The sequence below is a fragment of the uncultured Flavobacterium sp. genome (genome assembly GCF_963974175.1).
GTDB lineage: Bacteria > Bacteroidota > Bacteroidia > Flavobacteriales > Flavobacteriaceae > Flavobacterium.
Genome location: NZ_CAXBBR010000002.1, coordinates 383,779 through 405,218 on the forward strand (window position 1 = coordinate 383,779; position 21,440 = coordinate 405,218).

Sequence of the window (21,440 nt, forward strand, 5' to 3'; positions counted from 1 at the left end):
TGGATAAAGCTTTAAATCTAAGTTTTTTATAATATGAAAACACTCATACTTCTTTTATTTGTTACTGTTTCTTTTGCTCAAATTAGAGGTAAGGTAGTTGATGTTAATGGTAAGGCTCTTGTAGCTGCAAATGTTTATTTTGACGGAACAACAGTTGCCACATTAACAGATAAAAAAGGAGATTTCATAATTGACAACACTTTTAGATTAAATACTGTTTTGGTGGTAAGTTTTTTAGGGTATCAAACGCAATATTTAAAATTTGATTCGGATAAAGAATTATATGTTATTTTAAAAGAAGTAGCTGAAAGCTTGAATGAAGTCATAATTAAAAAAGATCTTTTTACTAGAAAGCAAAAAATGGAGCTATTTAGAGATCAATTTTTAGGTAGAACTTCATTTGGAAAAGCTTCTAAAATCGAAAACGAAAGCGATATTTATTTTATATATGATAAAGATAAAACAACATTAAAAGCGTTCTCACAAAACCCTTTAATTATAGTTAATAGTGCGTTAGGTTACAAAATAACCTATGAATTATCGAATTTCGAAACTAAGTTTTGGAAACTAAGTGTTAATTCTAGAGATGTGACGCGGAGTTTTTTTTCTGGTTTATCTCGTTTTGAAGAAAATGACTCTAGTTCTAAAATAATTAAAAACAGAGAAAAATGTTATACTGGTTCGCAATTAGAATTTTTTAGAAATTTAGGAGACGAAACTTTGGGAAAAGGCAATTTTTTAGTTTTTGAAAAATCATATCAAGTTAACCCAAAGGATAGTTTTACTGTAAGAGATACTTTAGGCTTAAAAAGAGTTGAAGTGTTAAAACAAGAAAGAGGTTTGCATAATAAAAAATTTATAGCTGAATTTAGTTTGTTACACAAAAAAGCGGGTCAGTCAAAATTTATTCTGGAAACTACCTCGTTTTATATTGATCAATTTGGTCTTAATTCAAATATCGAAGATATAAGCTTTTCAGGCAAGTTATCAGAACAAAGGGTGGGAAATATGCTTCCAGCCAATTACAAAATTAATTAATGTTTTATTTAGACATGAAAGAACAATTCTACGCATACATACAAAACCTTCAAGATGCCATCGTTGCAGGATTAGAAGCTGTTGATGGTCAAGCCAAATTCAAAGAAGATCTTTGGGAACGCCCAGAAGGTGGAGGAGGAAGAACCCGAGTAATCGAGAACGGTGCTGTTTTTGAAAAAGGCGGTGTAAATATCTCAGCTGTTCACGGGAAATTGCCAGAAGCAATGCAAAAAATGTTTGGCGTAGGCGAAGCGGATTTTTTTGCCTGTGGACTAAGTTTGGTTTTACATCCAAAGAATCCAATGGTGCCAACTGTTCACGCGAACTGGCGTTATTTTGAAATGTACGATGACAACGGAAAGGTGATTCAACAATGGTTTGGTGGCGGACAAGATTTAACGCCTTATTATTTGTTTGAAGAAGATGCCATTCATTTTCACCAAACCTGTAAAACCGCTTGCGACAAACACAATCCGGAGTTTTATCCAAAATATAAAAAGCAATGTGATACCTATTTCTGGAATGCTCATCGTCATGAAGCCCGTGGAATAGGCGGATTGTTTTTCGATTATTGCAAAGCTACTGACGAAATGAGTATGGAAAATTGGTTTGATTTTGTCTCTGAAGTTGGGAATAGTTTCCTAGAAGCTTATGTTCCAATAGTGGAAAAAAGAAAAGCATTGTCTTATTCAGATGAGCAAAGAACCTGGCAAGAAATCCGTCGTGGTCGTTATGTTGAGTTCAATTTGGTTCACGACAAAGGGACTTTATTTGGTCTGAAAACGAATGGAAGAATCGAGAGTATCTTGATGAGTTTACCGCCACATGTACAATGGGTTTACGGTCATCATCCAGAAGCTGGTAGCGAAGAAGAGAAATTAGTAAACGTATTAGAAAAACCAAGAGATTGGGTATAGTTTATTTTAAATTCTGAATTTTAAATTTTAATTGGGTTTAACTTTAAACTTTTAAACCTGAAACTTTAAACAAAATATTATGTTTCCATTACACAGAGGTAGAAGATTACGCGTTAACGAATCCATGAGAAGTCTAGTTCGTGAGACTACTTTAAGTCCGTCAGATTTTATGTTTCCTATGTTTATTGCAGAGGGAGAAAATGTAAAAGTGGAAATCCCTTCGATGCCGGGAATCTTCCGTCGTTCGATTGATTTAACTTTAGAAGAAATCAAAGAATTATTTGCTTTAGGCATTCGTGCGGTAAATATTTATGTAAAAGTAAGTGAAAACCTAAAAGACAATACTGGAAAAGAAGCTTGGAATAAAAACGGATTAATGCAAGAAGCTATTCGTGCGATTAAAGCGGTTTGTCCCGAGATGATTGTTATGCCAGATGTCGCTTTAGACCCATATTCTATTTATGGTCACGATGGTATTATAGAAAATGGAGATGTAGCAAACGATGCTACAAATGACGCCTTAGTAAAAATGGCCGTTTCACATGCTGCCGCTGGAGCCGATTTTGTTGCGCCATCAGACATGATGGATGGTCGTGTATTGCGTTTGCGCCAAGGCCTTGATGCTGCAGGTTTTCATAATGTGGGAATCATGAGCTATTCGGCTAAATATGCTTCGGCGTTTTACGGACCATTTCGCGATGCATTAGACAGCGCACCAAGAGAAGCAGATGTAGTAGTTCCAAAAGATAAAAAAACCTATCAAATGGATTACGCTAATCGGCTTGAAGCGGTCAAGGAAGCCCTTTGGGATGTTGAAGAAGGCGCAGATATGGTTATGGTAAAACCCGGAATTGCTTATTTAGATATTGTTCGTGAAGTAAAAAATGCGGTAAATGTTCCGGTAACAGTATTTCATGTTTCTGGTGAATATGCGATGATTAAGGCTGCCGCCGAAAGAGGATGGTTAGACCATGACAAAACGATGATGGAGCAATTAATGTGTATCAAACGTGCTGGGGCAAGTTTAATTTCGACTTATTTTGCAAAAGAAGCCGCTGTAATTTTAAATAAATAAAACTGATAATTATCATTTTTTAAAAACTTTAAGTACACTAAATTTGAGTTAAAATACTTCAAATCATGAAAAAAATAGTAATTATTGCGATCGCATTAGTAGCATTTTCTTGCAAAGGAAAGGAAGAAGAGTCTTTTGGTAAACAAGAACCAGCTGAATCTACAGAATCATCTTCTGAAGGAATGCCGGCAGTAGCACAAACTCCAGAAGAACTTGGTGCAACAATATTTAACGGAAAAGGAACTTGTGCAACTTGTCATCAAGTAGACACAAAAACTATTGGACCTAGTGTACAAGATATTGCTGCAGTTTATAAAGCTAAAGGCGGAAATATTGTGGCTTTCTTAAAAGACGATGCAAAACCGTTGGTTGACCCAAGTCAATACGAAGTAATGAAAGCAAATTTTGCAATTACAAAAGCAATGTCTATCGAAGAATTACAAGGATTAGAAGCGTATATCAATTCTAATTTAAAGTAATTTAGACATTCTACTTGTAGTAGATTAAGGAGCTTTTTCCTGCTGTACACTATATCTTTATGTTTAAAAAAACATAAAGGATGCCGTTTCCATCAGGGCTAAAAAATAAGAACCATTCGTAAACCGATTGGTTTTTTTATTTTGAAATAATTTGGCAAACTTTGTGTACTTTGCAGCTGATAATTATTTATTATGAAAACAGCTCACATCAAAACCCCACTGGGTATTGCTACAATTATTGGGGATGAAAACGGTATATTCTCAATTACTGTTTCAGATGAGCAAACGATTCCAACTATAATTCCAAACGTTTTACAAGAAGCAGTCACTCAACTCAACGAATACTTTGATGGAGAAAGAACCGACTTCACTTTAAAACTAAATCCAAAAGGAACTGAATTCCAACAAAAAGTATGGGGCGCCTTATTAGACATTCCTTATGGTAAAACTAGAACGTATTTAGAACAGTCCAAAATTTTAGGAGATGTAAAAGCAATTCGGGCTGTGGCTTCCGCCAATGGAAAAAATCCACTTTGGATTGTTGTGCCTTGTCACAGGGTGATTGGTTCAGATGGTTCGCTAACCGGTTATGCTGGGGGATTATGGCGTAAGAAATGGCTTTTGGAACACGAAAACCCATCAACGCAGCAAAGTTTGTTTTAGAGTAAGTACTAAAGCTGATATTATTTTTTAAATTCGTATCTAATTCTTTCGATTTGTAAATAAGAGAAATCCGTTTTAATCTGTAAATTCCGCGTCATCCGCGTTCCATTATTATGATAGAAAAAATCAACCTTAATAACATTCTCTTTCTAGACATAGAAACAGTACCAGAAGCCGAGGATTATAATTCTTTGGATTCCGAGATGAAAGACCTTTGGGAGCTTAAAACCCAATACCAACGAAAAGACGAGTATAGTCCGGAAGATTTTTACGATCGCGCTGGAATCTGGGCAGAGTTTGGGAAGATAGTTTGTATTTCTGTTGGATACTTTACAATCAAAGGGGATATCCGGAACTTTCGGGTCACTTCCTTTTTTGGAGAGGAAAAGAAAATCTTGAATGATTTTAACAACTTATTAAATACGCACTTCAATCAGCCGCAACATGTTTTGTGCGGACATAATGCCAAAGAATTTGATATTCCGTTTATGGCAAGAAGAATGATTATCAACCAAATTGTAATACCCAATAAATTGAATTTATTTGGAAAAAAACCATGGGAAATCCCACATTTGGATACCTTGGAGTTATGGAAATTTGGCGACTACAAGCATTACACCTCTTTAAAATTAATGTGCAAAGTGCTTGGAATACCCTCTCCGAAAGGTGATATCGACGGCAGTCAAGTAGGTCATGTTTTTTATGTAGATAAAGACATTGATAGGATTGTTACCTATTGTGAGAAAGATACTATTGCCGTTGCTCAGATTTTTCTTAGGCTTAGAAGGGAAGATTTATTGATCGATGATGAGATTATTCATGTTTAACACGTCGCTTTCTAATATTAATTAAATGGAAAGTAAGCGGTTACTTCAATTTCTGTCATTACTATTTTAGTACCGGATAGTCTTTTAAAAAAAAATGTGTTTAAAGCGGTTAAATATTTACTTTTACACTTATGAATAAGCCCTTACTTTCCGTTCAGAATCTCGAAATCTCCTTTAAAAAAGAAGGGGTTTATACCGCTGTTATCAAGAACATCAGTTATGATTTACAACAGAATGAAATCCTCGGTATAGTAGGAGAATCTGGTTCTGGGAAGTCAGTCTCTTCTTTAGCGATTATGGGTTTGTTGCCTGCTACTATTTCTAGAATTTCAGCAGGTGAGATTCTTTTTGATAGTAAAAATGTTGGGCATCTAAGCGAAAAGGAACTGCAGCAACTCAGAGGCAATGAAATCGCGATGATTTTCCAGGAACCTATGAGTTCGCTGAATCCGTCCCTAAAATGTGGTTTTCAGGTACAGGAAATTTTGTTGCAACACACAAGCTTGTCAAGAGCAGCAACTAAAACCGAGACACTTTCATTATTCGATAAAGTTAAATTACCGAATCCGGAAATATTATTCGATAAATATCCTCATGAGATTTCAGGAGGGCAAAAACAACGTGTGATGATTGCTATGGCGATTGCCTGCAAACCACAATTGTTGATTGCGGACGAACCTACAACCGCCTTAGACGTAACCGTTCAAAAGGAAATTATCCAGTTGTTGAAAGATATTCAGCAAGAAACCGGGATGAGTATTATATTCATTTCTCATGATTTGTCCCTAGTTTCAGAGATTGCTCATCGAGTTTTGGTGATGTATCAAGGAGAAATTGTGGAGCAAGGAGAAGTAAAGCAGATATTCAAAAATCCGCAGCATAATTATACGAAAGCCTTAATTGCTTCGCGTCCTTCTTTAGATTTCCGTTTGAAGAGACTGCCCACGATTCAGAATTTCTTAGATGATACAATTAATGCTGAGGTAGTAACCCAAGAAGATAGAGCTCGTTTTCACAATAAATTGTATAGTCAGATACTCATTTTGGAGGTCATTAATGTTGAGAAAGAATATTTTTCTACAGCAGGTTTCTTTGGAAAAAAATCAGGATTTAAAGCGGTGAATGATGTGAGTTTTAAATTGTATGATGGAGAAACCTTAGGATTAGTAGGGGAGAGTGGCTGCGGAAAATCAACCTTGGGGAATGCCATTTTACAATTAGACAAAGCGACTTCAGGACAGATATTATATAGAGGCGAGGATATTACCAAACTTGGCAACGCAGAACTCAAAAAACTAAGAAAAGAAATTCAAATTATTTTTCAAGACCCTTACTCTTCATTGAATCCAAGGATTCCTGTAGGTAAAGCCATTATGGAACCCATGAAAGTTCATGGATTGTATAAAAATGACAAAGAGAGAAAAGCAAAAACGATCGAAATTCTCGAAAGAGTAGGTTTAGGTGCTGAATATTTTAATCGGTATCCACATGAATTTTCGGGTGGACAAAGACAACGCATCGGAATAGCGAGAACTATAGCGTTACAGCCCAAATTAATCGTCTGTGACGAGTCGGTTTCAGCATTGGACATATCTGTTCAGGCGCAGGTTTTAAATCTTTTAAATGAGTTAAAAGAGAATTTTGGGTTTACCTATATTTTTATTTCACACGATTTGGCTGTGGTGAAGTACATGAGTGATCAGGTTTTAGTTATGAACAAGGGAAGAATAGAGGAAATTGCAGATGCAGATGAGTTGTATGCCAATCCTCAAAAAGAATATACAAAAATGCTGATTGAGGCTATACCCAAAGGGAACGACACTTAGACTGACTGCCCCAAAACAGTTATAATTATATCATAATACAAAAAGGAATGTTATATTTGCGGTATCGAAATTGTTTTAAAAACAGAAACGAGAATACCCCTTCCTTTTTTAAGATCTTGACTGGTTGAAAAGAAGCATAGTAAAGAAAGTGCCCCCCTAATTTATAGCTTTTGCAAAACTCATTGCAATTTTTCATACAAGATGATTAAAGACGAAAATACATATTTAATTTTAGTTGTTGAAGACGATTTAACTGACGCTTCGCGGATTGAACAGTTGTTATTGGCACTTAATTTTGATTTTCAAATTAGATATGCAAAAAGCTTCGAAGAAGCGGCTGCGATTTTGTCTTCAGACGATAAGTTTTTTGATGTTGTCCTGCTAGACCTTACGTTACCGGATATAAGTCCGCAAAATTTGGTTAATGCAATGATAGATAAAGTATTGTTTTGTCCCATAATAGCGCTAACCACAAATGCAGATGTTGATTTCAGTATTAGATCAATTTCCCAAGGTATTTCAGATTATTTAGTAAAGGAAGATTTAACAACTGCGATGTTGTATAAGAGTATTATTTGCTCGATAGAGCGCAAAAAAATATTTTATTCATACGATGATGCAAAAACTCGTTATAGTGATCTTTTTCACTTAAGCCCCTTGGCTATGTGGGTTTATGATCTGGGGACATTCGACTTTTTAGATGTTAATGAGGCTGCTATCAAGAAATATGGTTATACCAAAGAGGAGTTTTTAAAAATGACTATTAAAGAGATACGACCAGAGGCAGACTACCCTCTTTTTGAAGAAGGAGTTTATTCTTTTAATCAGTACAGAGATAACTTAAAGAAAAGGTACTTAAGGCATCAGAAAAAAAACGGAGTTCTTATCGATGTCGAAATTCAAAGCAACATTATTTTCCTTAATAATCAGAAAGTAAAGCTGGTTATGGTGAATGATATAACAAAGCAAATGCAGCACATTAACACTATTGAGGATCAAAATAAAAGTCTCAAAGACATTGCCTGGACGCACTCTCATGTTGTTAGAGCGCCATTAGCAAAAATGATGTCTATTGTTGAGTTTATGAAGGAATCAGTTAACATGCCTACAGACTATGAAGACTTATTGAATCATTTTCTTGATTCAAGTACTGAACTGGATTCAATTATTAGGGATATTGTAAAAAAAACCGAAACAATAAATAAAATTGAAGACAAATGAGTTACAATGTAGTTGTTGTAGATGATGATGAAATAATTCTGTTTTTACACAGTAAAATAATTAAAGCAGTTGGTCTCCATGATTCGCCGAGAACCTTTAATTCTGGAACTAAGGCATTGGATTTTTTTGATAGCCTTTCTAATGATGAGGAACCTATTTTGCTATTTTTGGATATCAATATGCCTGTTATGGATGGCTGGGGCTTGTTGGATATTATCCATGAAGAAGGGTTTAATAAAAAAATCGAAGTTATTATGGTTACTTCTTCTGTAGATCAGGAAGACAAAGACAAGGCAGCATCGTATTCAAAAATAATTCATTTTGTCGAAAAACCGTTTAGCAAAGCAGATCTACAGGAACTAAATCTCGGTTTTTAATAGGCGTACAGTTTGTTAATTATAGAATTGTTACTTCTCTAAATTTTATTTGAAAGAAGTTGATCTCATAAAAAAAGCCTCACATTACTGTGAGGCTTTTCTATTATTTTAAAAAAAAAGTATTATTTCTTTGCAAAAGGTTTAACAACAGTTTTCTCTCCATTGTTAAATTCGAAGAAATAGATTCCTTTCGTTAGGCTACTTACATTAACTGCATCGCCTGAAGTATTTCCGTTTTGAATTTCAAATCCTTGGGAATTATAAATTTTATAAGAACCTTCTTTATATGGGTTTGAAGAAATATTAATAAAGTCAGATGTCGGGTTCGGATATAGAGTAAAATCGAAACTTGAATTATCATTTGCAGATGTAGAGTTGACTGCGTTGAACGCTGCACCATCGATTATAACAGTGTAATCTTCTACTTGCCCATAAGGGAAAGTTTCACAAGGAGAAGGGATTCCATTATATTTCATTGAGACTCTCATTCTTGTCGCACCAATAGTTGCTGAAGTTGGAATTGAAACTGTTCCGCTAACTGGAGAACTTGAAGTTGCTCCAATGGTCATTACTTGTTCTCCGGCATCATCAAAATCTCCATCGGCATTAAAATCAATCCATACGGCGTATCCTTCTTTGAATTTTCTATTTGCCCAAGATGGTGTCACAGTAATAGTATAAGCAGTTCCTCTTGATACATTCGTAGAAATTGAAGTGTAATCTACATAACCACTACCGCTTGAAGTCGTATTACTTATGGTATTAAAATCGACACTACCAATGTTCTCGCTTGCAGTACTATTTCCTTGAGAAGTACAATAGTTTGCAACTGCTGTTGCAGTTGTTGTAACATTAATTACATTGCTTGAAGCAGAAACGTTTCCTGCAGCATCTTTCGCTTTTACAGAGAAGGTATAAGCAGTGCTGGCAGTTAATCCTGTTACTGCATATGAAGTGCTTGTTACAGTTGCTTTCAAAGTACTACCTTGATATACATCATATCCTGTTACTGCTACATTATCTGTAGAGGCGGTCCAAGTTAAGTTAGTTGATGTAGCTGTAGTCGAAGCAGCTGTTAAACCTGTTGGAGCAGTAGGAGCAGTAGCATCTGGTGCAGGAGTAAGAGTAGTTACGTTTACAGTGTTACTTGAAGTAGAGACATTTCCTGCAGCATCTTTAGCTTTTACGGTAAAAGTATACTGTGTACTTGCTGATAATCCAGCCACTGTATAAGTTAATCCAGTCACTGTTGTTAGTAATGTTGTACCGTTATATACATTATATCCGGTAACCGCTACATTGTCAGTAGATGCTGTCCAAGATAAGGTTGTTGATGTAGTTGTTGTTCCTGATGCAGCTAAACTTGTTGGAGCTGTTGGAGCAACATTATCTGTAGGACCGCTATATGCAGCACCTACTCCTACTGCATAGAATGCATTTGTTGTAGCGATTGTTTGAGCTGAAGTAGCTCCGTAAAGATCAGTTGCAGCTTTAATTCCAAAAGTTCTAGCATCTGCATAAGTTGAGTTTGCTGATAAATAAACACTTTCTAAACGATAAGCGATTTTAGCAGCTGCATCAATTCCAATACCAGTTACACTATAGGAACTTCCAATATCATTTGTTCCAGTCTTACCTTGTGTAAGAATATAAAACCAATGATTTAGAACCCCACTGTTATTATGTACTCCACAATTATCATTTCTACTGCTTGGTCTACATTTAGTTTGATCCGTCCAGTTAGTTCCACCATAAGTATCCGGTTGGCCTTCACTTTTTGGATCGCTCATGGAGCGTAATGCTAAATGACCTGCTCTTCTTTCAATATCTTCTCCTATTAACCAGGTAGATTTATTTGGCGCTGCATTATATTCAACACAGGCTCCCCAAATATCAGAAAACGCCTCATTCATTGCGCCAGATTCTAGTTGGTAAGCCAGATTTGCTGTGTTTGAACAAATAGCATGACCTATTTCGTGTGCGGCAACATCAATTGATGTAAGAATATCAAAATAAGTTCCGCTTCCATCACCATAAGTCATTACACTTCCATTCCAGTAAGCATTATCATAATTGCTGCTGTAGTGAACGTAACTTTTAATAGCCGCTCCGGCATTGTCAAAGCTATTTCTTCCATGAACCGATGTCCAATAATCATATGTTTTCTCGGCTCCCCAGTGTGCATCTAAGGCACCATTATCTTTATTGACATTGTTATATTCAGCTGCAGTCCAATTGTTGTCGGCATCTGTAAAATTTACAGCTGCAGAATAATTAGTTCCTTTGTTCATGTTATAGGTCATGATTCCATTTCCACGAGTAGCGTCAGAAAGGATATATGACCCACCACTTGATGCAGTTTGTATGGTTTGATTTCCACTATAACGTGTAGCGGCATTTGCAGCAACAAAAGCAGTGGCGGTATTTTTATTTTCAGTTTTACCAATCTTTTTAGCTCCATGACTATATTCGCCTAAATGTTTAATAGTGGCGTTGTAAAACAAAGAGTTTCCTGTAACTGCATCGATATAGATATCACCACGACTCACGGGGTTTGTAGCATAAATGTCAAATTTATACGCTAAACGAAGTTGTTGGTTTTTTTTACCAGTAACATCTTCATCCGTAATAGGCAGTAGAACTAATTCTCCCTCCGGTTTTTTATAGTCATTAAATGTTGCTTCGGCTGGAGAATCCCAAAGATATTTTGTAGCGCCTATTTCTTTTAATGCACTTTTAAAAGCCTGTTCTTTTGATAATGTAGCGTTTGTATTTACATTGTCCAGTTGATAAAATTCGCCACTCATTGATTCTAATTTCCCGGATTTAGAATGCAGCGTGTAAGTAGAAAACTCCACTTTTAGCCCTTGATGGAATAATTGAAACTTTTCGTGTAAAAAACCTAATTTGTCTTTTTCAGATTTTGTTTTCGTAAAGCTGGAATTGTCTTTTAGATCTAATTGCTCTTTGAATGCTTTTTGAGAATCAGACTCTTTATAAGATGACTTTTCATTAAACACTATTAATGATGGTTTTCCTCTTTGGTCGAGAAATTTTTGTTTTACGTTTTTACTTGCATCTTGAGCGTTTGTCTGTAATGTTAGTAAAGAAACGGATGCAAATAATGCAATTTTTCCAAGTAGTTTTGTTTTCATTTTTTGGTTTTGGTTATTTTTCCTAAAAATAGACTTATTTCTTAAAATAGCAATTAAAAATGTTAAATAAAATCAAAAACCACAGGTTTTTATGTAGTATTATAACATTAGATAGGAAAATTAATAATTTATTTGAATTGTGCTTAGTCGTAAAACATAATAAAGTAATAATATTATGTCAATCGTTAGATTATTTTTAAATAAAAAAGCTGTCTCTTTTGAGACAGCTTTTTTCTATTTTTTAGTGATGTTAGTTTTTCACGAATTTTTTAGCCACTGTTTTTTGACCGTCATTTACTTCTAAGATATAAACTCCAGCTCCTAATTTATTAACGTTTATTCCACTTTCAGATAACTTACCTGCGTCAACTTGTTGACCAAGGAAATTAATAAGTCGATAAGTTCCTTTTCTACTATCTGCCATTCTTACATTTAGGATGTTATCTGCAGGGTTTGGATACATTACTACATCTGAAATTGAATCTTCGTTTCCTAAATCAATTGCGACTTTGGCAGTTGTAATGGTTGTTATTGCTGCAGCACCAATATTAACAGTATAATCTTCAACTTCTCCATAAGAGAAAGCCTCACATGCAGTTTGTGCCGCATTGTATTTCATTGACACTCTCATACGAGTTGGACCCGCTAAAGCTGAGGTAGGAACAGTAAATGTGCTTGTTAGGTTTGCGCTACTAGAAGAGGATCCTGATACCATTTCTTCAGCAGTTTCAAAAGTTCCATTTTGATTATAGTCAATCCAGATTTTCCAATATTCTGTATAAGCTGTACCGCTAAAACCAGCACTAAACAAGATAGTGTTTGAACCATAAGGAAGATTACCTACAAGGCTAGTAAAGTTCCCGTATCCAGCATTACCAGCTGTAGTGTTATTGATACCTCCTATTGAAACATAATCAATATATTCATCAGCTACAGAATTTCCTTTAGAAGTACAATATACCAGAGTATTACTTAACGTAGTTACATTTACCACATTACTCGTAGCAGATATATTTCCGGCAGCATCTTTTGCCTTTATAGAGAAGGTATAAGCAGTGCTGGCAGTTAATCCGGTGACAGCATATGAAGTGCTTGTTACAGTCGCTTTCAAAGTATTACCTTGATATACATTATATCCAGTTACCGCCACATTATCCGTAGAAGCGTTCCATGATAAATTTGTAGTTGTGGTAGTTGTTCCAGAAGCGGATAAGGTTGATGGTGCAGATGGTGCAGTTGTATCTGCGGCACCGGCTGTAATATTTACAGTATAATCCTCAACTTCACCATAAGGTAAGGCCTCGCATTGTGTTGGAATTGCATTGTATTTCATCGACACTCTCATACGGGTAGCTCCAGTAGTAGCAGTTGTTGGCACCGTAAACGAACCTGAAACTGGTGTTGTTTGAGATGCAGCTTTACTCCAAACTAATTCTCCGGCATCGCTAAAGTCACCATTTTTATTATAATCAATCCATACTGCATAGCCTTCATTATATTTTGTTCCAGGCCATGTTGGTGTGATTGTAATTGTGCTTGAAACTCCTTTTGTTAGGTTAGTCGAAATGGAAGTATAATCACTATAACCTGTCCCGCCAGTAGTTGTATTATTTATTGTTCCTAATTGAACTTTACTGATATATTCATCTGCAACACTATTTCCTTTTGAAGCACAATAATTTAGTACTCCATAAGCTGAGCCAACACCTACAGCATAAAATGCATTAGTTGTAGCTATAACTTCAGGAGATCCAGCTCCGTATAAGTCAGTTGCTGCTTGAATACCATAAGTTCTGGCATTAGCATAGGTAGAATTAGCAGATAAATAAACACTTTCTAAACGATAAGCTATTTTGGCAGCTTTATCAATATTTATTCCGGTAACATTATAAGAGTTTCCAATGTCATTTGTTCCTGATTTTCCTATTGTCAAGATGTAAAACCAATGATTTAACACCCCGCTATTTGTATGTACCCCGCAATAATCATTTGCTTGTGTAGGAGTACCACATTCAATTAGTTTCCAATTTGTTCCGCCATAAGTATCTGGTTGCCCTTCGCTTTTCGGATCACTCATAGAACGTAATGCTAGACGACCTGCTCGTCTTTCTATGTCTTCTCCGATTAACCAAGTAGATTTCCCTGGTGCTGCGTAATATTCGATACATGCGCCCCAAATATCAGAAAAAGCCTCATTCATCGCGCCAGATTCTTTCTGGTAGGCTAAATTTGCTGTTTTCTCACAAACGGCATGTCCTATTTCGTGTCCAGCAACATCTATTGATGTTAAGGCATCAAAATAGGTGTCGCTTCCGTCACCATAGGTCATAACGCTACCATTCCAGTAAGCATTGTCATAAGCATTGTCATAATGCACGTAACTTTTTATCGCCGCACCTAAATTATCATAACTGTTTCTTCCATGAACTGCGGAAAAATAGTCGTATGTTTTTTCTGCTCCCCAATGTGCGTCAAGGGCAGCATTGTCTTTATTGGCATTATTAAATTCCGTAGCAGTCCAGTTATTGTCGCTATCTGTAAAATTTACCGCAGTACTATAATTAGTTCCTTTTTTCATATTAAATGTTTGAACTCCGTTTCCACGTGTAGCATCAGATAATATGTAAGAAGAACCGCTTAAAGCAGTTTGGATTGACTGAGTTCCGCTATATCTAGTAGCCGCATTTGCTGATACGAAGAGGGCTTTGGCCGCATTTGTATTTTTTGCTCCAACCCCATTTATTGTATGGCTTTTTGCATGGCTATATTCACCAAGATGCTTGATTGTTGCATTATAGTAAAGTGCTTCGCCAGTTATTGCATCAATATATAAATCACCTCGACTAACAGGACTTGTTGCGTAAATGTCAAATTTGTAGGCTAAACGAACCTTTTGATTTGTGTTTTTTTCACCTTGGTCAATCATAGAAGGAAGAAAAACTAATTCCCCTTCAGGTTTATGATATCCTATTTTTGAGGCATTTTCTGGATTTTCCCATAAGTATGTTGAAGCACCTATTTGATTAACAGCTTTCTTAAAAGCAGTTTCTTTCGAGATACTTGGAGTTGTTGATTCATTTTTAATATCATAGTATTCACCACTCATAGATGTTAACTTTCCATTTTTTGAATGTAGAGAGTAGGTAGCATATTCTACTTTAACGCCTTGATGATACAGTTGGAATTTTTCATGGGCGTAACCTGATTTGTCAGATTCAGTTTTCATAGTAGAAAATGTAGAATTATCTTTTAATTCTAATTGTTCCGTCAACACTTTTTTAGAATCTGTCGATTTGTAAGTGGAGTTTTCATTGAAAGTGATTAGGGAAGGTTTCCCATTTTCATCAACAACTTTTTGTTTTACGTTTTTGGCGGAATCTTGGGCGCTTCCGTCAATAGCAAATAATGAGACGCTTAGTACAAGCGCAATTTTACTGAGTAATTTTCTTTTCATTTTCTGTAGGTTAAATGTTAATAAAAAATTAAAATTTTCATTTCCAAATGTAGATTAAAAAGTAAGAAAAGGAGCAGTATTTTTATTTATTTTTGTATTTAATCGGATTTTTATGCGTATAATCGATAAAAAGACTGTGATAGTACGAGATGCTAAGGTATTTTATTTTTTAATTTAAAAGAATACAGTAGGTATTTATGTAGTTTTATAGGATTAGTTTCCAGGTATTTAGTTAATTCGAATGTATAAAAGCACTATTTTTTCTAAAAAAAAGCTATTTGTGATTTTTACTGACAATAAAGTCCCCATGAGATTTTGTGTATTTATTTTTTGGTTGCATTGTGTAAATGGAAGGATAAAGGAATGCTTGTCACGAGAATGGATGTTGCATTTAGTTTATTTTCAACTTCCTTATTAAAGAAATTTGTAGTGTACGTCTTTGGGATTATTTACAAAAGTATATTGAATTTTACAAAAGTGATTAGGAACCCTAATCAAGAGCAGTAACAACAAATAGAATTCATTAGTAATTAAAAAAAAGAAATCGGCATAGAAGTTATTCTGTGCCGATTTCTTTTTCATGTTAATCCAGCGACCCTTTGATAGGACAGCCTATGTTTATTTATAAAGATTTTAGTCAATAATCATTTCTGGTATATTGCCTTCAATAATTAACTCTGCTTCAGTGGAAGAAATAATATGTTCTACCGTCACTCCTGGAGCACGTTCTAAGAGTTTAAAGCCTTTAGGGGTTACTTCTAAAACAGCCAATTCAGTCACTACTTTTTTGACACAACCAACACCAGTCAATGGTAAACTGCACTTTTTAAGAATCTTAGATTGCCCCGCTTTGTTTACGTGCATCATGGCAACGATAATGTTTTCGGCAGAAGCTACTAAATCCATTGCCCCTCCCATTCCTTTTACCATTTTTCCTGGAATTTTCCAGTTGGCGATATCTCCGTTTTCAGAAACTTCCATAGCGCCCAGAATAGTTAAGTCTACATGTTGTCCACGAATCATTCCGAAACTTAGAGCTGAATCAAAAAAGGAGGCTCCAGGTAATGTTGTTATTGTTTGTTTTCCTGCATTGATTATATCTGCATCTTCTTCTCCTTCAAAAGGGAAAGGTCCCATGCCTAAAACACCGTTTTCGCTTTGAAATTCAACGTCAATTCCTTTTGGGATGTAATTGGCTACCAATGTTGGAATGCCGATCCCTAAATTTACGAAATAGCGGTCTTTAAGTTCTTGTGCAATACGTTTCGCAATACCTATTTTGTCTAATGCCATAATATTAATGTGTTAATTAGAGAATTCGGAAATTAGATAATTGAGTTACAATATCTAATTAACTCATTTTCTCATTATCTATTTCTTACTGTACGTTGCTCTATTCTTTTTTCATATTTTGAACCTTGAAAAATGCGCTGCACGAATATTCCAGGGATATGAATTTGATTTGGATCCAGCGTTCCGGCTTCCACTAATTCTTCCACTTCAGCAACAGTGATCTTAGCAGCACCAGACATACAAGGATTAAAGTTTCTAGCAGTTCCTTTAAAAATTAAATTTCCTGCTGTATCACCTTTCCACGCTTTTACAATAGCAAAGTCAGCATTGAAAGCTAATTCCATTATATGCATTTTCCCGTTGAATTCTCTAACTTCTTTTCCTTCAGCTACTTCAGTACCATAGCCGGCAGGAGTAAAAAAAGCGGGGATTCCAGCCTGAGCTGCACGACAACGTTCTGCCAAAGTTCCTTGTGGAATTAATTCTACATCTAGCTCTCCGGAAAGCATCTGGCGTTCAAACTCAGCGTTTTCTCCAACATAAGAAGAGATCATCTTCTTAATTTGTCTTTTTTGTAATAATAATCCAAGACCGAAATCGTCCACACCGGCATTATTAGAAATACAGGTCAAACCAGTAGTTTCTTTTTTTACCAATTCAGCAATTGAGTTTTCGGGTATTCCACAGAGACCGAAACCACCTAACATGATAGTCATTCCGTTTTCAACTCCTTCAAGTGCAACTTGAACGTTTTCTACTTTTTTATTTATCATAGTCTATTTTTTAAGTTCAATCAACTGCGTTATCCTATACTTTTAGCCATGGAAATCGCAAATGTCTTGAAGTCTAAAATTTGTAAATCTACTTAGTCAATTCGTATTTAGAATTCGAATTCATCTGTATTTTGTTGCGTGTCGGTTGTGTCTTTTGCAGCGGGAGCATTGTAACAATCAACTTTTATCGAAAGGTTAGGAGGTCTGTCGAATTCTCCTTTAGACACTTTTAAATTTTCATCAGCATAACAAAGTTTCATAAAGTAAGCCCAAACAGGTAGTGCAGCAGTTGCTCCTTGCCCGTAAGTAATACTTTTAAATCTGGCAGAACGATCTTCACAACCTACCCAAACACCTGTTACTAGATTTGGAACCATTCCCATAAACCAACCGTCGGACTGGTTTTGTGTTGTTCCTGTTTTACCAGCAATTGGGTTAGTGAATTTATATGGATATCCTGTAATTCTATTGTATCCATAACCTCCGCCTTCAGTTCTTAATCTGTTTCCAGAACCTCCTTCTGTTACTCCTTCCAATAATTTAATAATGGCAAAAGCAATGTCTTTGTTTAATACGTCATGAGATTCAGGTATTGGCTCATAAATAATAACGCCACTTTTATCTTCTATTCGACTTAAAAACTGAGGTTTTGTATACACACCTTGATTAGCAAATGTGCTGTATGCCGCTACCATATCCTCGACAGTGATATCTACTGCACCTAATGCAATGGATGGCTGAATAGGTATTTCTGATTTGATTCCTAATTTATGAGTAAGCTTAACAACGGCCTCAGGACCTACTTTGTCCATTAACTTTGCAGACACAGTGTTTATTGAGTTGGCTAACGCTTTTTTCAAAGTTACCATTCCTCTGTATTTATTATCAGAGTTTCTAGGTGTCCATGCTGCGGTAACGTGGTGACGGCCCACAGGCATAGTGAAAGGAGCATCTATTATGGAATCACATGGAGACATGTTCAATTGTTCAATCGCTGTCGCGTAAACAAAAGGTTTAAAGGTAGATCCTACCTGTCTAGCTCCCTGACCTACGTGGTCATATTGAAAATATTTATAGTTAATTCCACCTACCCAGGCTTTTATGTTACCCGTTTGAGGTTCCATAGCCATAAGCCCTGATTGTAGAAAGTGTTTGTAATAACGAATGGAGTCTATCGGAGTCATGATAGTATCTTTTTCTCCTTTCCATGTAAATACAGTCATTTTAGCTTTTACGCTAAATGATTTTATAATATCCTCATCGCTCATGTCTGCTGATTTTAAAACAGACCATCGGTTTGATGATTTCATTGCTTGGGTTAAAATACGCTGTGTTTCCTTATCTGAGATACCTACAAAAGGGGCGTTTTTATTGTTTTTTGCCTGAATAAAAAATTCTTGTTGAAGATTAGCCATGTGGGCAGAAACGGCTTCTTCAGCATGTAATTGCATTCTGGAATCAATCGTGGTGTAGATTTTTAATCCATCTTTGTAGATGTCATAATCAGATCCGTCTGGTTTCTTGTTTTCATCAACCCATTTTTTCATGTAATCACGAAGATACTCTCTGAAATAAGTTGCTGTTCCTTCTCTGTGGCTTTCCAGTTTAAAACGAAGGGTAATTGGTAAACTTTGTAGTCTTTCCTTTTCTTTTTCGGTAATAATGTCTCCTTTTGCCATTTGCGCAAGTACTACATTTCTACGGTTTTTTACTCCTACAGGGTTTCTTACCGGATTGTACAGCCCTGAGTTTTTGAACATACCTACTAGTATGGCGGATTCTTCAATAGTAAGGTTTTTTGGCTCTTTTGAAAAATAGGTTTGTGCTGCAGAACTTACTCCTACAGAATAGTTTCCAAAGTCATATACATTGCAGTACATGGCCAAAATTTCATTTTTGGTATATTGTCTTTCTAATCGAATAGCGATAATCCATTCTTTTACCTTTTGTACAATTCTAAAAGGCAAAAACTTCGAACCTTCACCGTGAAATAATTGTTTAGCAAGTTGCTGTGTCAAAGTACTTGCTCCTCCACTAGCTCCTAAACTAGCAAAAGCTCTTAAAGTTCCTCTTCCATCAATACCTGAATGTTCGTAGAAACGTTCATCTTCGGTTGCTACTAATGCTTGAACAAGGTTTTTAGGTAAATCAGAATATTTTAGTTGGGATCTATTTTTTTGAAAATACTTTCCTAATACTACTCCGTCAGCTGAAATGATTTCAGTTGCTAAATTAGAATCGGGGTTTTCCAAGTCTTCAAATGAAGGCATGGAACCAAAAAGCCCCCACGAAGCAAATAAGAAAAATAGAACGACACTAGCCATTCCGTAAAGAAAAATCTTCCAAAATGTTTTAGTATAATACTTAAAATCTTTATCAGCAGTATTGCCCTTATTGTTTTTTTTTATAGCAGCCATAAATTATCCTAGTCTTTTTTTTCTATTCGTAATCCCACTTCTGTAATTCCTTCTAAAAGCGTCACACCGGGAACTTTACCGGTTTCTCTGACAGCCTGTTTTATATGGACTTTGTATTTTCCTTTGAATTTAACATTCTCTTTAAAGAACAATTTACTTTCTTTTATATCTGTAAATCCGTCTCCTAGCAATGTGCCATCAGGATTTGCCATTTGGTATTCTAATGTGTCCACTTTTGTATAACCATTGGGTTTTTCAACGGACACGATCAAAAAGAGATTGTTGTATTGATAATTGTTGTTGTCTCTTAAATTGATGAACAAATCATATCGTTGTGTGGAATCTAATTCTGGCAAATCGAAAGTTATAATGCTGTCTTTATGCCAAGCGCTTCCCACAGATTTATATTCGTCAAATGCTCTTTTTTTATCACATGAAAAAAAGAGTATCGCAATCAAAACGAAAAAAATGCTATTTCTTAGCCTCATTCTTAGTAATAATTATTGGTTTTCTTGCTATAGCTGGTTTCTTGTCGGTTGAAGGTGAAGGACCATTGTTTGCTGGCTTTTTATTGTTTGCTATAATCTTATTATCAGCCGCCGGTTTGTTTTCGCCTGCTGGTTTTGGTTTTTTGTTTGGTTTTTTTCTCTTTTTGGGTTGGTCAAAACGCGTTAAACTTTCCTGACCCATCGCATTGTTAAAATCTTTCTCCGTTTCCTGAATAACCTCAATTGCATAATCCTCAAGTGAAGACACTTTGTTTTTGAGTTTGTTTTCGGCGATGATTTCCTGTACTTTTTCAATTTTAAGTACATGCCAGTTGGCAAAATTATTAGTGTAGGCAAACCACATTAACCCTTTGAAAATATCTTGTTTTTGACAAATTGCGTCCCCTTTTTCAGTAACTAATTTAGTTTCAAAATCAGGAAATCCTTTCAAGGCATCCATGTAAGTGTCTAACTCATAGTTTAGACAGCATTTTAGTTTACCGCATTGCCCTGCTAATTTTTGTGGGTTCAATGACAATTGTTGGTAACGAGCAGCCGAAGTATTCACACTTCTAAAGTCGGTTAACCACGTAGAACAACACAATTCTCTACCACATGAACCTATTCCACCTAGACGAGCTGCTTCCTGACGGAAACCAACTTGTTTCATCTCTACTCTAGTACTAAATTCTTTGGCGAAATCTTTAATTAAAAGTCTAAAATCGACTCTGTCATTTGCCGTGTAGTAAAACGTTGCTTTAGATCCATCTCCTTGAAACTCAATATCAGAAATTTTCATTTCCAGTTTTTGAGAAATGGCTAATTCACGGGCGCGAACTTTCATTGGTTCTTCTCTTTCTCGTGCAGCAGACCAGATATCAATGTCTTTCTGTGATGCTTTTCTATAGATTTTCGGAATCTCATTACTGTTAGGATTAGCTCCTTTTTTCTTCATTTGGATTCGTACTAACTCTCCGGTCAAAGTAACAATTCCAATATCATGTCCAGGAGAAGCGACAGTTGCCACAATATCTCCCATACTCAAAGTCAATTTTTCAGTATTGCGATAAAACTCTTTTCTTCCATTTTTAAAACGAACTTCAACACAGTCAAATGGTGCTTGTCCACTAGGTAAAGTCATATTTGAAAGCCAATCGAAAACAGTTAATTTATTGCAGCTATCGGTGCCGCAAGTCCCATTATTTTTACAACCCTTTGGTGAGCCACCATCAGAAGTTGAACAACTTGTACATGCCATAATTTTATATATAGTGTTGTGACGAGCACAACTTAAGTTCTTAAAAAGATTAATGCGTAAAGATAGCATTTTTTAACGGTAAGTTGCAAAAGTTAACTTTTGTCAAAATATTAAATATTTTATAAAAAAAAGCCTATTTCAAGTAGTTGAAATAGGCTTTTTTGGAACTTAAGGTTATA

Annotated in this window: 16 protein-coding genes; 9 read left to right on the top strand and 7 right to left on the bottom strand. The window is 35.6% G+C overall.

Going from position 1 to position 21,440, the window contains the following annotated elements; all coding sequences use genetic code 11:
- The first annotated feature begins 33 nt into the window (after window positions 1-33).
- The 9 genes from AAC069_RS04665 to AAC069_RS04705 all read left to right on the top strand — a co-directional run bounded on the left by AAC069_RS04665 (window position 34) and on the right by AAC069_RS04705 (window position 8,423).
- Window positions 34-1,038 carry a carboxypeptidase-like regulatory domain-containing protein gene (locus tag AAC069_RS04665; protein ID WP_339919325.1) on the top strand — a complete coding sequence of 335 codons (1,005 nt, stop codon included), beginning with the start codon at window positions 34-36 and terminating at the stop codon, window positions 1,036-1,038.
- A gap of 14 nt (window positions 1,039-1,052) precedes the next feature.
- Entirely contained in the window at window positions 1,053-1,955 is a 903-nt protein-coding gene (hemF, locus tag AAC069_RS04670; RefSeq protein ID WP_339919440.1) for an oxygen-dependent coproporphyrinogen oxidase, read from the top strand.
- 79 nt (window positions 1,956-2,034) lie between these two features.
- A complete protein-coding gene (gene hemB / locus AAC069_RS04675; RefSeq protein ID WP_339919326.1) occupies window positions 2,035-3,030 on the top strand; it encodes a porphobilinogen synthase in 996 nt (331 codons plus the stop codon).
- 65 nt (window positions 3,031-3,095) lie between these two features.
- A complete protein-coding gene (locus AAC069_RS04680; RefSeq protein ID WP_339919327.1) occupies window positions 3,096-3,509 on the top strand; it encodes a c-type cytochrome in 414 nt (137 codons plus the stop codon).
- 192 nt (window positions 3,510-3,701) lie between these two features.
- Window positions 3,702-4,172: a methylated-DNA--[protein]-cysteine S-methyltransferase gene (locus AAC069_RS04685; RefSeq protein ID WP_339919328.1), complete on the top strand. Its 471-nt coding sequence runs from the start codon at window positions 3,702-3,704 to the stop codon at window positions 4,170-4,172.
- Between the two features lie 113 nt (window positions 4,173-4,285).
- Entirely contained in the window at window positions 4,286-4,999 is a 714-nt protein-coding gene (locus AAC069_RS04690; RefSeq protein ID WP_339919329.1) for a 3'-5' exonuclease, read from the top strand.
- Between the two features lie 131 nt (window positions 5,000-5,130).
- Window positions 5,131-6,825 carry an ABC transporter ATP-binding protein gene (locus AAC069_RS04695; protein ID WP_339919330.1) on the top strand — a complete coding sequence of 565 codons (1,695 nt, stop codon included), beginning with the start codon at window positions 5,131-5,133 and terminating at the stop codon, window positions 6,823-6,825.
- Window positions 6,826-7,026: 201 nt separating this feature from the next.
- The gene (locus AAC069_RS04700; RefSeq protein WP_339919331.1) at window positions 7,027-8,046 is read left to right on the top strand and encodes a PAS domain S-box protein; all 1,020 of its coding nucleotides are present in this window, start codon (window positions 7,027-7,029) and stop codon (window positions 8,044-8,046) included.
- Window positions 8,043-8,423: a response regulator gene (locus AAC069_RS04705; protein ID WP_339919332.1), complete on the top strand. Its 381-nt coding sequence runs from the start codon at window positions 8,043-8,045 to the stop codon at window positions 8,421-8,423. The genes AAC069_RS04700 and AAC069_RS04705 overlap by 4 nt, the downstream gene beginning before the upstream one ends.
- 122 nt (window positions 8,424-8,545) lie before the next feature.
- Here AAC069_RS04705 and AAC069_RS04710 read toward each other — a convergent pair whose 3' ends face one another.
- From AAC069_RS04710 to ricT, 7 genes are all read right to left on the bottom strand, one after another.
- Entirely contained in the window at window positions 8,546-11,578 is a 3,033-nt protein-coding gene (locus AAC069_RS04710; RefSeq protein ID WP_339919333.1) for a M4 family metallopeptidase, read from the bottom strand.
- A 250-nt stretch (window positions 11,579-11,828) separates the two neighbouring features.
- Window positions 11,829-15,032, bottom strand: a complete 3,204-nt coding sequence (locus tag AAC069_RS04715; protein WP_339919334.1) for a M4 family metallopeptidase — start codon at window positions 15,030-15,032, stop codon at window positions 11,829-11,831.
- A gap of 633 nt (window positions 15,033-15,665) precedes the next feature.
- Complete coding sequence (locus tag AAC069_RS04720; RefSeq protein WP_339919335.1) at window positions 15,666-16,325, bottom strand: CoA transferase subunit B; 660 nt, start codon at window positions 16,323-16,325, stop codon at window positions 15,666-15,668.
- 74 nt (window positions 16,326-16,399) lie between these two features.
- Entirely contained in the window at window positions 16,400-17,098 is a 699-nt protein-coding gene (locus AAC069_RS04725; RefSeq protein WP_091085376.1) for a CoA transferase subunit A, read from the bottom strand.
- Between the two features lie 107 nt (window positions 17,099-17,205).
- Complete coding sequence (locus AAC069_RS04730) at window positions 17,206-19,515, bottom strand: transglycosylase domain-containing protein (protein ID WP_339919336.1); 2,310 nt, start codon at window positions 19,513-19,515, stop codon at window positions 17,206-17,208.
- A gap of 8 nt (window positions 19,516-19,523) precedes the next feature.
- Entirely contained in the window at window positions 19,524-20,003 is a 480-nt protein-coding gene (locus AAC069_RS04735) for a gliding motility lipoprotein GldH (RefSeq protein WP_091085370.1), read from the bottom strand.
- Window positions 19,987-21,261: a regulatory iron-sulfur-containing complex subunit RicT gene (ricT, locus tag AAC069_RS04740; protein ID WP_339919337.1), complete on the bottom strand. Its 1,275-nt coding sequence runs from the start codon at window positions 21,259-21,261 to the stop codon at window positions 19,987-19,989. The genes AAC069_RS04735 and ricT overlap by 17 nt, the downstream gene beginning before the upstream one ends.
- Window positions 21,262-21,440: the final 179 nt, after the last annotated feature.

What these genes read in the sequence shown, in the direction of transcription:
- AAC069_RS04665 (WP_339919325.1), top strand. Translation starts at nt 34, where the DNA reads ATGAAAACACTCATACTTCTTTTATTTGTTACTGTTTCTTTTGCTCAA.
- hemF (WP_339919440.1), top strand. Translation starts at nt 1,053, where the DNA reads ATGAAAGAACAATTCTACGCATACATACAAAACCTTCAAGATGCCATC.
- hemB (WP_339919326.1), top strand. Translation starts at nt 2,035, where the DNA reads ATGTTTCCATTACACAGAGGTAGAAGATTACGCGTTAACGAATCCATG.
- AAC069_RS04680 (WP_339919327.1), top strand. Translation starts at nt 3,096, where the DNA reads ATGAAAAAAATAGTAATTATTGCGATCGCATTAGTAGCATTTTCTTGC.
- AAC069_RS04685 (WP_339919328.1), top strand. Translation starts at nt 3,702, where the DNA reads ATGAAAACAGCTCACATCAAAACCCCACTGGGTATTGCTACAATTATT.
- AAC069_RS04690 (WP_339919329.1), top strand. Translation starts at nt 4,286, where the DNA reads ATGATAGAAAAAATCAACCTTAATAACATTCTCTTTCTAGACATAGAA.
- AAC069_RS04695 (WP_339919330.1), top strand. Translation starts at nt 5,131, where the DNA reads ATGAATAAGCCCTTACTTTCCGTTCAGAATCTCGAAATCTCCTTTAAA.
- AAC069_RS04700 (WP_339919331.1), top strand. Translation starts at nt 7,027, where the DNA reads ATGATTAAAGACGAAAATACATATTTAATTTTAGTTGTTGAAGACGAT.
- AAC069_RS04705 (WP_339919332.1), top strand. Translation starts at nt 8,043, where the DNA reads ATGAGTTACAATGTAGTTGTTGTAGATGATGATGAAATAATTCTGTTT.
- AAC069_RS04710 (WP_339919333.1), bottom strand. Translation starts at nt 11,578, where the DNA reads ATGAAAACAAAACTACTTGGAAAAATTGCATTATTTGCATCCGTTTCT.
- AAC069_RS04715 (WP_339919334.1), bottom strand. Translation starts at nt 15,032, where the DNA reads ATGAAAAGAAAATTACTCAGTAAAATTGCGCTTGTACTAAGCGTCTCA.
- AAC069_RS04720 (WP_339919335.1), bottom strand. Translation starts at nt 16,325, where the DNA reads ATGGCATTAGACAAAATAGGTATTGCGAAACGTATTGCACAAGAACTT.
- AAC069_RS04725 (WP_091085376.1), bottom strand. Translation starts at nt 17,098, where the DNA reads ATGATAAATAAAAAAGTAGAAAACGTTCAAGTTGCACTTGAAGGAGTT.
- AAC069_RS04730 (WP_339919336.1), bottom strand. Translation starts at nt 19,515, where the DNA reads ATGGCTGCTATAAAAAAAAACAATAAGGGCAATACTGCTGATAAAGAT.
- AAC069_RS04735 (WP_091085370.1), bottom strand. Translation starts at nt 20,003, where the DNA reads ATGAGGCTAAGAAATAGCATTTTTTTCGTTTTGATTGCGATACTCTTT.
- ricT (WP_339919337.1), bottom strand. Translation starts at nt 21,261, where the DNA reads ATGGCATGTACAAGTTGTTCAACTTCTGATGGTGGCTCACCAAAGGGT.